Here is a 14,036-nt window from a genome sequence, read left to right as displayed (position 1 = left end):
CTTACCAACCCAAAAAGGGCAACAACCTTGTATTCCGTTAGTACCGTCTACAGAGAATCCAACGCAGCTCCATCGGAGGGGTTTCTTGGATGGGAAACACGTCACGTCCGCTCGTCCAGGATACAAACCAATTAGTTGGGGGCCATGCCTCTTGCGGAAGGTGAGCGCGCTCATAATCAAGCACAGACTCATCTGACAGCATTTCCAGAGGTAAGTCCTCCATCGCTCGCTTCAGCTCCGATCGCGTCATGATATACGATGCCGCTACCTGTGACATTTCCCGCACCCGATCGTTTGGCTCATATCCATCCACAGCTAAGAAGAGGTTGAACAGCAACAGACCGCTACCTTGGATAACATCGCACATTTTCGCCAAGAGTAAGCGGACTTGATCGTTATCCCGGAAGTGAGACACCACTTCCGCCACAATTGCAAATTTGTAATAAGCGGGTCGCATTCTCACCAAGGGGTCGAGGATATCACCCTGGATGACTCGAATCGGTAAATTTTCCGCCACTGCCGCATTTAACACTTGTTCCGCCAAACCAGGAGTCAATTCTAAAGCATCAACCGGATGGCCTTTTCGCGCCAAGGGAAGGCTATTGCGACCTGTTCCTGCTCCCACATCAAGAATTGGGTTCCGAGCCGGATCTCTAAATTGGGCAGCCGTTGCCATGACTTTCGCGTCTGGGTGACTACCAAATAGGGGCGGCTCTCGGTTCTGAATCCACTGCTGGTACTCCTGGGCAACCGATAAAATCCTGGTTGAGACGTTACAGGTGAGGCTATTTAAGGAAGTAGGATCGGGTTGGTACTGAATGACTAATCGAGCATGAGGAGAAGCCAGAAAACCTTCTTGAATATTAGATGCAATCAAATCGCGCAATTTTTGCAGTTCTTCAGGAGAGAGTTGGCGACCAATCGCCTCAAACAGCCGCACTAGCCGATTGAGTGCATAATCTAGCATTGATGGCACGCAGGGCATCGTCAGTTCACCGCGGGCAGAGGAATGATGATTAAACTGTCTCTGGATATCTTGCTGTAGCACGCTCGGATCGGGGCGGGCTACCGACTGGTTGCTAGGAACTGGCGCATTGGATGGCGACGAAAGAGGTTGGGGTTCTCCCCTAGCTTTTGAAACCATCAATCCGCTCCTAAGTCCAATCGGAAAAAGTGTATTCCTATAAAGTGTATCTACAGGGGACAAGTTACGCGGGTGGGCAGACGAGTCTTGTTGATGATTTTTGAGCAATACTGTTACAGGTAGTGCTTTAAGGTAAGAGCCGGGGATGGATATTCGAGCGATTGATACGCCGCGTTTGGACTGGGCTGGGGACGCTCTCGCCCTTGGTTTTTTTGAGGATGCGGTAGAGGTGACAGACGATTTAGCGGTGCTGGATGAGAAGTTTGCCGGTACGCTGAACGAACTGATTGCAGAAACAGAATTTAAGGGAAAAGAAGGGAGTAGTGCCGTCACCCGCGTGGGTGCAGGTAGCCCGGTTCGGAAAATTATTCTGGTAGGACTGGGGAAAGCAGAGGCTTTTCAACCGGATACTCTGCGGCGAATTGGTGCGGCGATCGCGCGGTTAGCGAAGAAGGAAAAGAGTAAAATCCTGGGGATTAGCCTGCCGGTGTGGAATCAGGCACCCGATGCAACGGCTGGCGCGATCGCTGAAGGGATACTGCTAGCTCTTCATAAGGATAATCGCTTTAAGTCAGAACCGGAGGATAAGGAGCCGCAGCTAGAGCGGGTGGATTTACTCGGATTGGCAGGTCAGGAAGAAGCCATTAATCGCGCTCAATTCCTATCTTCGGGGGTGATTCTGGCGCGGGAACTGGTTGCTGCACCGCCGAATGAATGCACTCCCATAACGATGGCTCAAACCGCACAAGCGATCGCGTCTAACCACAACCTCCAGTTGGAAATTCTGGAACAAGAAGAGTGCGAAAAATTGGGCATGGGGGCGTTCCTCGGTGTTGCCAAAGCTTCCGATATGCCGCCGAAGTTTATTCACCTCACTTACAAGCCAGAAGGAACACCCCGCCGGAAAGTGGCTATCATCGGCAAGGGTCTCACCTTCGATTCGGGTGGTCTGAACATTAAGGGCGCGGGTAGCGGCATCGAAACCATGAAAATGGACATGGGAGGTGCTGCGGCTACCTTCGGTGCGGCGAAGGCGATTGGTCAACTCAAACCAGATGTTGAAGTTCACTTTATCTCAGCCGTCACTGAGAATATGATCAGCGGTCACGCCATGCACCCAGGCGACATCCTCAAGGCATCCAATGGCAAAACGATTGAAGTGAACAACACGGATGCGGAAGGTCGATTGACTTTAGCCGATGCGCTGGTATTTGCGGAAAAGCTCGGCGTTGATGCCATTGTCGATTTAGCCACCCTGACGGGTGCTTGCGTCATTGCCCTAGGCGATGATATTGCTGGGTTGTTTACCCCCAATGACACAGTTGCTCAAGAGTTGCTGCAAGCATCGGAAAAGGCAGGGGAAAAGCTGTGGCGGATGCCGATGGAAGAGAAATACTTTGAAGGCATCAAGTCTCCGATTGCCGATCTGAAAAATACTGGCCCTCGTCCGGGTGGTTCGATTACGGCTGCCCTCTTTTTGAAGCAGTTCGTCCAAGAGACACCTTGGGCGCACCTTGACATCGCCGGTCCCGTCTGGGCGGATAAAGAGAACGGTGTCAACAATTCCGGTGCTACGGGTTACGGTGTCCGCACCCTCGTTAACTGGGTCCTGAGCCACTGATATCTCAGAGACATCCCGATTATCCAAGGCTTGGTAATCGGGAATGGTGAGTTGTCGTAGGGACACAGGCATTGCCTGTGTCCCTACTTTTCCTCAATCACTCATTCGTTCCCGTCTTTTGTTTTTTGCTTTTCACCCTCAACAGCTTGTTGAACAGCAGGGCTATCGAGAATCTCTTTTGCCATATTCATAAATTTCAGGCTGTCTGGATGAACGGTGCGCTTGAGCTGCGGCACTGGTTCTGGCTGCGACTGAGATTGTTCCGGTGTAAATTTGCGGTTTTCTGAATTCATCAAATACTTGCGCGACCTACACCCCAGTTTGTTCGGGATTGAGAACTGAGCCAAGCAAGAGAATGCTCAATACTCAGCACATTTTGAGGGGAGAAGCCGCACCCTCCAACTCAAAGACATTAAAGATTTACTTTTCCAAATATTTTAACGGAACGAGCCTAATTAGGTCGTGTCTCCCGCCAGGGTGAAGTAGACGGCTTGCCGTGTCCCACGTCCAGGGATTCGCTAATTTCTGCTGTACCCTTGGAGTCGATCACTGCTGAACCCAGACTCACTGCCAGAGGATGCCTGCGGGCTACCCCCAACACCACGAGAATTTAGGCAATTTATCTGCTCGCTCGCCACTGTGAAGTATACGGGTATACCCAAAGGCTCGATTGCCGAATCCCATTTATGTCTTATTACAGATGATATTACGTGCGCATCTCTTTAAGATATGGACTGACGATAAAAGTCGTTTTTGGCGATCCTTTTAATCTAACTTTATCTAAACTTCACAAGAACCCCTACAAAACCCGGAAATTTAAAGCTTGAGTAAAGATACTTAACCCATGTATAGATGAGTTCGTAAGTATTGGGTAAAATCTTATGAAGCTTTAATAAATTTTTCCGTAAAAATCCCGATCCAATGGTGTAGATTTAACCAAGATAACTGAGGTTGACTGCAACGAGAGAGCGATCGCTTAACCCAGCAACCGCTCCGCTGTCAGTCTACTTAAGTATTATCGCGGGGAAGATTTAGTAGGCCTCCTACAAAGCTTGACGTACCCCACGCCATTCAGGGGACAGTGCAAGAGCAGTAGGTACTACTAATCTGCATCGTTTTGAAGTTGGTGTTCTCACCCAAGCTCTACTAACACAACATCGGCATCTATCTACTCAAAAAACCGGTCAAAACTTATGGTTGACGTTACAGTAGCCATTCCCACCTTTAATAGTGAAAAGCGTTTACCCGAAGTTCTCGATCGACTCAGAGAGCAGATCAACACCGAACACTTTTCGTGGGAAATTATTGTTGTTGATAACAACAGCACCGACAAAACCGCAAAAATTGTTCAAGAATATCAAGCCAACTGGTCAGAAGTTGCTCCGCTACACTACACGTTGGAAGTTGAGCAAGGAGCTGCATTTGCTCGCCAACGGGCTGTTGAAGAAGCCAGAGGCACTTTAATTGGCTTTTTAGATGATGACAATCTGCCTGACTCTAACTGGGTTGCTGCTGCTTATGCCTTCGGTCAAGCGCATCCAGAAGCGGGTGCCTACGGTAGCCAAATCCAAGGAAATTTTGAAATCGAGCCACCTGAAAATTTTAAAAAAATCGCTTGTTTCTTGGCATTAGTGGATCGAGGTGCGGAAGCCAGCCTTTACGAACCACGCAAGAAGATCCTGCCTCCAGGGGCAGGATTAGTGGTTCGTAAGCAAGCTTGGCTTGCTTACGTGCCTAAGCGCCTCGTCCTCAATCACAAGGGGAGAGAAGCTAAGTTAGCCAGCGAAGATTTGGAAGCCACATTGCATATTCAGCGCGCGGGTTGGGAAATCTGGTACAATCCCGAAATGCGTGTTTACCATCAAATTCCCCGCTGGCGATTGGAAAAAGATTACCTAATTTCTCTCATCCGTTGCGTGGGTTTAAGTCGGTATCACATACGGATGCTCGGTCTGAAGAACTGGCAAAGACCTGTAGCTTTTCCAGCTTACCTGCTCAACGATCTCCGCAGACTAATGCTCCATCTGATTAAATATCGAGGAGATCAAAGAGATTTGATTGCGGCTTGCGAGCGGGAACTACTGTTATCTAGCTTGATTAGTCCCTTTTTCCTTTTCAAAAATAAATACTTAGAACTTGGACAAGCTAAAATATTTGGCTTGAGAGAAGACATTAATTCTTTACCGGGACTGGTAGATCGCAAAGTATCTACTGCCCCATAAGAAAGGTTGGTTAAATTTAAAATTGGACTGGAGACAACAATTAGCCGTGGGGTTGACGCTAGCTCAATCCACGGCTACTCTGAAGGCAACTTCTGAACCCCAATCAGGGCTGGGCTTGTAGATATGTCTAAGGTAGACTTTACTGTAGCAATTCGCACTTACAACGGGGAAAAGCTTCTACCAGCCGTTTTGGAGCGATTGCGATCGCAGGTAGGCACCGAGCAGATTTCTTGGGAAATTGTTGTCGTCGATAACAATAGCACTGACAACACCGCCAAAATCATTCAAGAATATCAATCTAACTGGCCTCAAGCATATCCCCTCATGTATTACTTTGAGCCACAGCAAGGCGCAGTGTTTGCAAGACTACGCGCCATTAAGGAAGCAAGAGGTACTTTTATTGGTTTTTTGGATGATGATAATTTTCCGAACCCAAATTGGGTAGCAGCAGCCTACTCCTTTGGGAAATCTCATCCAAAAGCAGGTGCTTTTGGAGGTCAGATAAAAGGGGAATTTGAAGTTTATCCGCCAGAAAACTTTGAAAGAATTCAATCTTTTTTGGCACTGAAAGAAAGAGGTTCAAAACCTAATCTATACGACCCGGAGAATTTAAGCCTTCCTCCAGGAGCCGGATTAGTTGTCCAAAAGCAAGTGTGGCTAGACAACGTTCCCGCTCAACTTGTTCTTCAGGGACCAGTTGGGTCATCCTTGGCAGCCAAAGGAGAAGATTTTGAAGCGCTACTCTACATCGGACGCGCTGGTTGGGAAATTTGGTACAACCCCGAAATGTGTATTTATCATCAAATTCCCAAGTGGCGGCTAGAGAAAGATTACTTAATAACCCTGATTCGGGGGGTAGGCTTAAGTATTTGTCAGCTACGCATGATTAATGCTAATAATTGGCAAAAGCCAATTATTATTACCAGAATCCTTTTAGGAAACCTGCGTAGAGCCATTCTTCAGCTAATTAAATATAGAGGTAAGTTGAAAACTGACCTGGTTGCTGCTTGCGAAATGGAATTTTTCTTGAGCAGTTTAGTGAGTCCATTTTATTTTTTGAAAAAAAGTATGCAAATGAAATTTCTAACGGGGAAAAATTAGTAAAAACACAAGAATTACAACTAAGTAGTTCGAGGAATTTTGTTAATTGATTTTATTAAGCTCATAAGCGTTGACTTTTAATAAGGTTCAATTAATCAAACGAACGTCTATTGAACTAAACTTGACATAGACGTGCTAAGTTTCGCCTGGTTGAACTGGTTTTTTAAAGGGTAGCTGCATCAACCATGTCAATTTTCAAGAAAAAAATCAAGGTTTTGCTCTATGGAAATGTACATGGAGCTTATCGTTGCGAAAATTTGCTCAAGTTTTTGTTGGATTCTGGATACTATGTTTCCTTCGTCTATCCAGATTTTTACCTCCGAGGAAGAGGAAGACAAACCTTTTTTACTCAATTTATTCGCAAAGTTTTCTCTAAATTTTATCTTATAGAGCTTTTTGTAAAAGCTGCTTTGGCAGACGTAATCTACGTATTGCCAATGAGCGCTAATTTTATTCAAAGTGCTTTGTGGGTGTCAAAAATCTTTAAAAATAAAGTGGTCATAGAACCATACATATCGATGTATGACACTTATGTAAGAAATAAAGATGACATCCAAGAAGGAAGTAAAGCAGCCAAAGAAATATTGAAGAAAGATATCCTAGCGTTTACAAAAACAGATTATATTATTCACCTGTCTGCTTATGAACTTGCTTACTGGGCAAAAGTTTTAGACGTTGAACTCGATACAAACAAAGTTTTTATTGCTCCTTTATTTACCGAATCTAGACTAAGCCTTAAAAGACAATTTATGGAGGATGGTATCCTAAATATCTGCTGGTGGGGAACAATTCTTCCTTTACACGGAGTAGATAATATATTACAAGCCATGAAAATTTTAAAGGAAAAAGAGATACCGTTTACTTGCAATTTATTTGGTGCTTATGGATCTGGATATGCAGAACGGTTTCATGCCTACGAAAAGAAAATCAAGGAAGAGGAACTAAGCGATCGCGTTTTTCTTAGAAAAGATTTAAAGTTTTCTGATGGATCTCTACCTAAATATTTAGTAGAAAATTGCGACCTAGCCCTAGGTGTATTTGGTAATAACGAAAGGGCGCGTAATAGTGCAACCCCCAATAAATTAGTCGAATCCCTTGCAATGGGAATACCAACCTTGAATATGAACTTTCCTGGTTTAAAAGAATTCTTCGACCCAGAAGTGGACTTTTGGACTTGCGAACCAACAGGTGAATCAATCGCCCAAACAATTCTTGCGATTGTCAATGGTACAACTCCTCCTGTGGATTGGGAACAGACTCGCATGAAAGCGTTGAATACTTTTAGCCTAACTCGATATCAGGAGGTTGTGACTAAAGTCTTAGATAAAGTTGAAGATGACTTGCAAAGAGAATAAGTGTCAAATATATTAAGTAGCTAGTACATAAAATTACTTAATATAGCTACGGGTGCGAAGCGGAAGATTGATTTATGAAGTTAAGTATTATTATTCCCTGTTTTAATGCAGCAGATACCCTTGCAATTCAACTTGAAGCATTGGCAAACCAAGACTACTTTAACTCATGGGAATTAATTATCTCCGATAACGGCTCCACTGACGATTCATTAGCAATTGTGGAACAATATAAAGAACGGTTACCCAATCTCCGCATCGTTGATTCATCTAAACAGCAAGGGCGTTCCTATGCACGGAATACTGCTGCAAAAGCGGCGACTGGCGACGCACTGGTGTTCTGCGATGCTGACGACGAAGTGGCTCCTGGATGGGTTGCTGCTATGGGGGAAGCGCTCTCGAAGTATGAATTTGTAGCAGGTCGCCTTGAATATCAAAAGCTTAACGAACCTTGGGTACAAAAAGTTTATACACTTAAGCAGCGAAATGAGCTTCTTGAATACAAATATCCTCCTTATCTGCCTTTTGCAGGTAGCTGCAATCTTGGTGTTAAACGCTCGCTGCACGAATCTATCGGCGGTTTTGATGAAAACATGATCCGGCTGCAAGATGTAGACTATTGTTGGCGGCTCCAACTTGCCGGGGTAAAACTTCACTTTGTAAAAGACGCAGTCGTTCATTACCGGCTCCGCAGCACTCTGAACGGTATGTACAAGCAGGCACGCCTGTGGGGAGAGTATGATGTTTTTCTATATAAAAAGTATCAACCCTTGGGTATGCCCCAGCTTTCATGGAAGACCAGTGGAAAAGCTTGGTTGCACTTGTTAAAGCGCCTTCCAAAAGAAGTATTCACTAAGGAAACCCGTAGTAAATGGGTAAAAGATTTGGCTTGGCGTATAGGACGTTTACAAGGTTGCGTTAAGTACCGAATTTTAGCCTTCTAAGAATTGCAATTATTGTCTGAGATACAGGACAGAATCTTAAATGTTTTCAAGAATTAGAGTTGGAACATTTCTAACCTTTTGGATACTTTACCTTTTCTCCAGTTTGTCTCTTTTTTTTACCGGAGTACTTGGAGTCAAGCGTTCCGACTTACTATTTCATTCAGATTATCATCGAGTTATTACTCAACTAACCACGTATAAAATTAATTTTTGGCGCACTCATACTCATCCTTTATTTATTCTTGTCTTTAATCCTCTAGGATTTTTACTCAAAAAAATAATTGGTTCTGGGGAAATTGTTGGCATACTATTTAGTACCTTTTTTGGAGCTGTTTGCGTTGTTTTAACCTTAGTTTTTTTCCAAAAACTGGGGTTTAAGCCTTTTCACGCCATTCTCTACTCGGCTATCTTAGGATTATCTACATCTCATATATTTTTCAGTTCGGTTCCCGATACGTTTATTTTCGCTGCCTGTAGTCTGATTATTATTTATTTGCTGGCAGTTGCTTACCCAGGCAGCTTAATCTACATGGTTCCAGCAACTATTTTTGCGCTCGGCATGGTAATAAGTAACGTAGTGCAGGGGATTATTGCCTATTTTTTCAGCATCTATCAGGGTAGCTTTAATAAAAAAGTTTTTACAAAACTGATTATTTTCATCGGGTTAGTTTTGTCTGGTGCTATTGCTTTGAACCTCTTGCAGAAGTTGATATATCCAAGTGTCGATCTATTTTTTATTCCAGGAAGTTATTACTCTAAAGAGGGAGATTATGTAAATTTGCCCGCTCAATCTAGCAGTATTTTTTCGAGAATCCTAAAATTGCTAGGATATATTTTTATATTCAATTTTATTGCCATTAAGCCGCATATATGGAGAACTATTGAAGATAACCCACCTTCTTGGGTAAAACTTAATTCTGCACCTGCACCTTGGGTGAACTTCGATCCTCCATCTATTACAGCACTTTACATACCAGGCATTATCGCTTTTTTGCTGTGGACAGTTTTACTCCTTTGGAGCCTTTATGCCTTTATTAAGTTTCGCGCCGATAAAATGCCGATAATGAGGAGTTTAATTTTTTGTATTTTATTTAATTTTTTACTACATAATATTTATGGAAAAGACTATGAGCTGTTCTTGTTTACTCCGAATTGGACTTTTTTAGTATTGAGTTGGGTGGCTCTTTCTCTAAAATTCTATAGTCATGCAGAAGGGATTAGCTCAAAAGTATTAAATGCCTTGTTATTACTGTTTGTAATCACCCAACTTTTAAACAATGCACAATTCGTTGACACGTTAGTTTCCTTGTATCAACAATCAAATTTAAGCTTGAACAAAGTATAACGAGTTTCGTAGTCAAGATAGGGCATGTTTAAGTATTGCGAATTTGCCGTAAGCTAGCTTGAACTGATTAAAGGAGTTGATAGGGCTAAAAAAGCGAACTAACAAAAATCTCAAATTCAAATCTAATCAAGGAGTATAGAAGAAGCATATGTATTTTTCGCTTATTTTAGTCAATTTACTGAACTATTGGCGAAGATTAAATCCTTTAAATCGAAACCTCTTGCTCTTTACGTTTGCTAATGTTGTCGTCGTTAATTTTATATTAATAACCCTGTTTTCTACAGAGTGGAAAGACCTAGGATTATCTAGAACTGAAATCTTCTTGCGGTACGGGCGAACCATCAATGATTCATGGGAACCCATGCTAGAAGCGTTCAACTATATTCAATCCGAGCATCAGCAATTATTATACTCTAAGGTTTTTTTTGAAGAACAAACAAAATTTCAGTATCCCCCTACCTCTCTGCTGGTCTTCTATTTTCTAAAAATAAATGTAGTTGAGGGATTTCTAAGAAATATTGGATTATCTATATTTAATACTTTAAAATTTATTTCATGGAATTTTATTATCCTAACGATTTCTTTTGTTATTCAAATATTTAATTTAAGTTTAAAAAAGCACAAATGGAAAGAAAACGGAGCAATACCGAGATTCGAGCGAATTGCTATCAATTTTTTCCTAGTTTGTTTAAGTTTGAGTTTTTACCCGGTAGTGAAAGCCTATACATTAGGGCAGATTCAGTGTTGGCTTAATGCTTTGTTTGCTGTGCTTTTTTGGTGTTGGATGACAGATAGGAAAAAAATCGCAGGCATTTTAGGAGGAATAATGTGCCTGATTAAGCCCCAGTATGCTCTGATTTTGATATGGGGAATTTTGCGTAAGCAATGGAGCTTTACTCTGGGATTTATCGCCACAAGCTCGCTTGGATTGATAGTTTCAATATCCTTAATTGGCTTTGCAGATCATGTTAACTACTTAAGCGTATTATCATTTATTTCCAAGCACGGCGAAACTTTTTTTACAAACCAATCAATTAATGGTGTTTTAAATAGATGGTTATTTAACGATCCCATTCTTAACTTTAATCATAATTCTTTCCCGCCCTATAACCCTTGGGTTTACTTGGGAACAGTACTAAGTTCAATCGCTTTAATTTCAGCAGCTCTATTCTTGCCAATGCTAACGAGTGAGAAAGGAAGTATCACGGATTTCTCTATTATTGCATTAACCTCCACAATTGCTTCTCCAATTGCTTGGGAACATCATTATGGGATTCTTTTGCCAATTTATGCTTTTTTACTTCCTTATTTATTAACAAAAAAAGTATTAGGAAAATTTACGATTTATTTCCTGGCTATAAGTTATTTCTTAACCAGTAATTATTTTGCGATCGCTAAGGATTTAGCGTACAAAAAAATAGCTTTTCTCCCCCTAAACATTTTTCTGTCTTATTTACTGGCTGGCGGTTTAATGGTTTTAGTATGTCTATACATTTTAAGGGGTACGAAATATGAGATAAATGAGGGTAACGATAACCCTCAAAATAACGTAGCTATTGAGTAGTAACAATTAGTGGCGATTTGCTGCAAATAACCTTTGAAATTATCAGAGCTTACTTAAAATCCTGGTTATCAACGATTGTGCAACTTACCTGGGTATTTTTTTTGAATGCTCTTACGAAATTAGAGAGCTACGTGAGAAATTGCCTGCTTTGCCAAATCTTTATATAAAAGAATGCATATTTATGGAGTCTTGATAGTTTATTAACGATTTTTCGACTAAAATCATTACGGAATAAGCGATTAAATTTTTTCTTATTTAATCTCGGCTTAAACTGGTACATCTAGATAAAAAAGCTACTCTCTGTGAGAATTACGAGGTTATTGCATGAAAGCAGCGCTGCTTACTGGAGGACTTGGTACTTAGGAGAGTAAAGTGGGTATTGAGTCCTAAAGTCGGAAATCATTGACTACATACAGATGCATCCACAGATTGGGAATAAAAGTCATTTAAACCGTGGTGTTGTTGACTGTAGTATTTACTACAAGCTGGGTTACTTTAAAACGAAGTTTTGCAGTGAATCTGCCTAAAGAAATTATTTCTATCAGAAAAAAGGTTTAAAAGCAAATGAAAATTCCCGGATTTCCTAGTGATAAACAAAATTCAACTAAGCTAGCTGATAATTCTATAAAATTTCCTTATATTAAAGCTTTAAGACCACGCCAGTGGACAAAAAATCTGATTGTTTTTGCAGCGCCCTTGTTTGCTTTCAGTATTAATCTGGAATCTTTGCTAGGCTCTTTACTGGCGTTTGCTTTGTTCTGTTTGACTTCGAGTAGCTTCTATCTACTCAATGACATTGCAGATGTAGAAGCTGACCGTCTACATCCAGTCAAGAGTAAGCGACCCATTGCCGCAGGCTTAGTCAGCGTACCAGTGGCGATGGTAATGGCAGTCTGTTTGCTGGGTACTGGTTTAATTGTCGGCTGGTTGCGATCGCCCTACTTGGGAGCAACCATCACCGCATACGCACTGCTGCAAATTGCCTACAACCTGCGGCTGAAGCGGACTGTGATTTTGGATATTATTGCGATCGCAATGGGTTTTGTCTTGCGAGCCTATGCAGGTGCTGCTGCAACAAACATTGTTTTATCCCCCTGGTTTCTCCTGTGTACTGCTATGCTGGCTTTGTTTCTGGGTGTGGAAAAGCGCAAAGCAGAACTGCGGCTATTGTCAATTAGAGGTGGCAAGACCCGGTCTGTATTGAAGCGCTACTCGTTGCCTCTACTCAGCCGCATGGAAAATACAGTGACAACCGGCGCAGTCATGACCTACGCGATCTGGAGTTCCGGACCTCAAGTTCGTGGAGCATCAACACCTTGGATGTTACTTACATTACCCTTTGTTTTATACGGGGTTTTCCGCTATCAGCTACTGAGCGATCCGCAAGAAATCGCTCGGAGAAGCGATATCGATGACGAAGGAGGACAGACTGAGCGTCCGGAGGAAATTTTATTAAAAGACGTGCCGATTCTCCTGACGGTACTCTCTTGGATCGTTACCAGCTTTGTCATTCTATTCCTGAAACGTCAAGGGCTAATCGAGTAATTTTTGAGTTGTTAGTCTCTGAACTTGTTGTGGCTGAACTTGTTGTGGCTGTGAGTGAAATGACCAAATGTTAAACCGAGTGTCTCTGTTCTTTTCCCGCTCTGTTAAACAAAAATCTAAAAAACCGGCTGTCAACCAGGGGCCTTACAGTTTTCCGAGAGAGGCGTACAGCTTGGCAGCCATAGAGCTTGACTGGCTAAAGCTTTGCGGAATTCAAGGGATTATTATCGATTTAGACAACACCATTGTTTCTGAAGACGATCGCTATGTGTCTCCTGGTGCCGAAGCTTGGATCGAACAGGCAAAATTACAAGGATTTCAATTTTTCATTCTCTCGAATGGCAAGCGCCGGTATCGGGTAAAGGCTTGGTCCCATCGTTTAGAGATTCCAGCAATCAACCCAGCCAAGAAACCCTTTCCTTTTGCCTTCCGTAAAGCCATCAAATATATGCGGCTTAAACCAAAACAAGTTGTCGTTATTGGTGATAGCCGTCATACAGATGTGTTAGGGGCATGGCTAAGCGGCTGTGCGAGCATCCAAGTTGCCACGCTTCCTCATCCCTTTCGATGGTGGGAAAAACTCCTGGGAAAACGAGTCCAAACACCGTGGCCTAACGACCGCGAGCTTTGGGATTTTGATTCTTTTTATTAAGCGATGGCTTAAGCAAGCTGAATATCCAAGAAAGTGTCGTTGTTTATGTTAGCTAATCTTCTATTTCCTTTTTTAATCTTGCTGACCGTTGGCTTAAATACTCTCGCACAAACATTGTTAAAATTGGGAGCCGGTCAAAATCCCTTAAATCTTTACTTGCTGGGTGGGATTTTAGTTTATGGTCTCAGTACAGTTTTCTATATTTTAGTTTTGGGGAAGTTTAATTTATCAGTTGCTTATCCAGTGGTGATTGGCTTAACGGTGGTAGCAACGACGATTGCCGGAGCAGTTATTCTCAGGGAGAAAGTTTCTCCGGTTGATTGGGTGGGAGTGGGATTGATGATCAGTGGAATTTGCGCGATCGCTTTTGGCAGATTGTCTTCAATAACATAAGTGCTTATGTAAAATAAATTACACATAATAAAAAGTAGAATAAGCTAAAACAAAAGTCAAGAAAACAAGAGACTTATGAGATTTATTAGAGATTTAAGCCGAGAAACTCAAAGGATTCTCAAAAGAATTTATAAAGAAAGTAGACATCATCAA

12 protein-coding genes are annotated in these 14,036 nt (G+C 42.3%); 10 read left to right on the top strand and 2 right to left on the bottom strand.

Annotated features, from left to right (window positions below):
• Positions 1-37: 37 nt before the first annotated feature.
• Positions 38-1,144 carry a class I SAM-dependent methyltransferase gene (locus NDI34_RS20760; protein ID WP_190678069.1) on the bottom strand — a complete coding sequence of 369 codons (1,107 nt, stop codon included), beginning with the start codon at positions 1,142-1,144 and terminating at the stop codon, positions 38-40.
• 145 nt (positions 1,145-1,289) lie between these two features.
• Here NDI34_RS20760 and NDI34_RS20755 point away from each other — a divergent pair, with 145 nt between their 5' ends.
• The gene (locus NDI34_RS20755) at positions 1,290-2,765 is read left to right on the top strand and encodes a leucyl aminopeptidase (RefSeq protein ID WP_348233691.1); all 1,476 of its coding nucleotides are present in this window, start codon (positions 1,290-1,292) and stop codon (positions 2,763-2,765) included.
• Between the two features lie 101 nt (positions 2,766-2,866).
• On the opposite strand, the gene NDI34_RS20750 is transcribed toward NDI34_RS20755, so the two are convergent.
• On the bottom strand, positions 2,867-3,058 hold the full coding sequence (locus NDI34_RS20750; protein WP_190428861.1) for a hypothetical protein: 192 nt from the start codon (positions 3,056-3,058) through the stop codon (positions 2,867-2,869).
• Between the two features lie 900 nt (positions 3,059-3,958).
• Between NDI34_RS20750 and hpsE (NDI34_RS20745) the strand changes: the two genes are divergently transcribed.
• The 9 genes from hpsE (NDI34_RS20745) (at position 3,959) to NDI34_RS20705 (ending at position 13,883) form a co-directional block, all read left to right on the top strand.
• Positions 3,959-4,987: a hormogonium polysaccharide biosynthesis glycosyltransferase HpsE gene (hpsE, locus tag NDI34_RS20745; protein WP_348233690.1), complete on the top strand. Its 1,029-nt coding sequence runs from the start codon at positions 3,959-3,961 to the stop codon at positions 4,985-4,987.
• A 123-nt stretch (positions 4,988-5,110) separates the two neighbouring features.
• Positions 5,111-6,088 carry a hormogonium polysaccharide biosynthesis glycosyltransferase HpsE gene (gene hpsE / locus NDI34_RS20740; protein ID WP_190436068.1) on the top strand — a complete coding sequence of 326 codons (978 nt, stop codon included), beginning with the start codon at positions 5,111-5,113 and terminating at the stop codon, positions 6,086-6,088.
• 185 nt (positions 6,089-6,273) lie between these two features.
• Entirely contained in the window at positions 6,274-7,443 is a 1,170-nt protein-coding gene (locus NDI34_RS20735; RefSeq protein WP_190524949.1) for a glycosyltransferase, read from the top strand.
• Between the two features lie 74 nt (positions 7,444-7,517).
• Positions 7,518-8,384 (top strand): glycosyltransferase family A protein, encoded by an 867-nt coding sequence (locus NDI34_RS20730; RefSeq protein WP_190524875.1) that lies wholly within the window; start codon positions 7,518-7,520, stop codon positions 8,382-8,384.
• Between the two features lie 40 nt (positions 8,385-8,424).
• Complete coding sequence (locus NDI34_RS20725) at positions 8,425-9,729, top strand: hypothetical protein (protein ID WP_190524873.1); 1,305 nt, start codon at positions 8,425-8,427, stop codon at positions 9,727-9,729.
• Between the two features lie 361 nt (positions 9,730-10,090).
• On the top strand, positions 10,091-11,293 hold the full coding sequence (locus tag NDI34_RS20720) for a glycosyltransferase family 87 protein (RefSeq protein ID WP_190986057.1): 1,203 nt from the start codon (positions 10,091-10,093) through the stop codon (positions 11,291-11,293).
• A gap of 564 nt (positions 11,294-11,857) precedes the next feature.
• Positions 11,858-12,838 carry a decaprenyl-phosphate phosphoribosyltransferase gene (locus tag NDI34_RS20715; RefSeq protein ID WP_190412199.1) on the top strand — a complete coding sequence of 327 codons (981 nt, stop codon included), beginning with the start codon at positions 11,858-11,860 and terminating at the stop codon, positions 12,836-12,838.
• Positions 12,839-12,905: 67 nt separating this feature from the next.
• Positions 12,906-13,490 carry a YqeG family HAD IIIA-type phosphatase gene (locus NDI34_RS20710; protein ID WP_190412200.1) on the top strand — a complete coding sequence of 195 codons (585 nt, stop codon included), beginning with the start codon at positions 12,906-12,908 and terminating at the stop codon, positions 13,488-13,490.
• Positions 13,491-13,535: 45 nt separating this feature from the next.
• Entirely contained in the window at positions 13,536-13,883 is a 348-nt protein-coding gene (locus tag NDI34_RS20705) for an SMR family transporter (RefSeq protein ID WP_190412201.1), read from the top strand.
• Positions 13,884-14,036 lie beyond the last annotated feature (153 nt).

Origin of the sequence: Trichocoleus sp. DQ-U1, assembly GCF_039961925.1 — a bacterium.
GTDB lineage: Bacteria > Cyanobacteriota > Cyanobacteriia > Cyanobacteriales > FACHB-T130 > FACHB-T130.
Note: the sequence above shows the minus strand (reverse complement) of the source record. Positions and strands in the feature narration are given on the sequence as shown.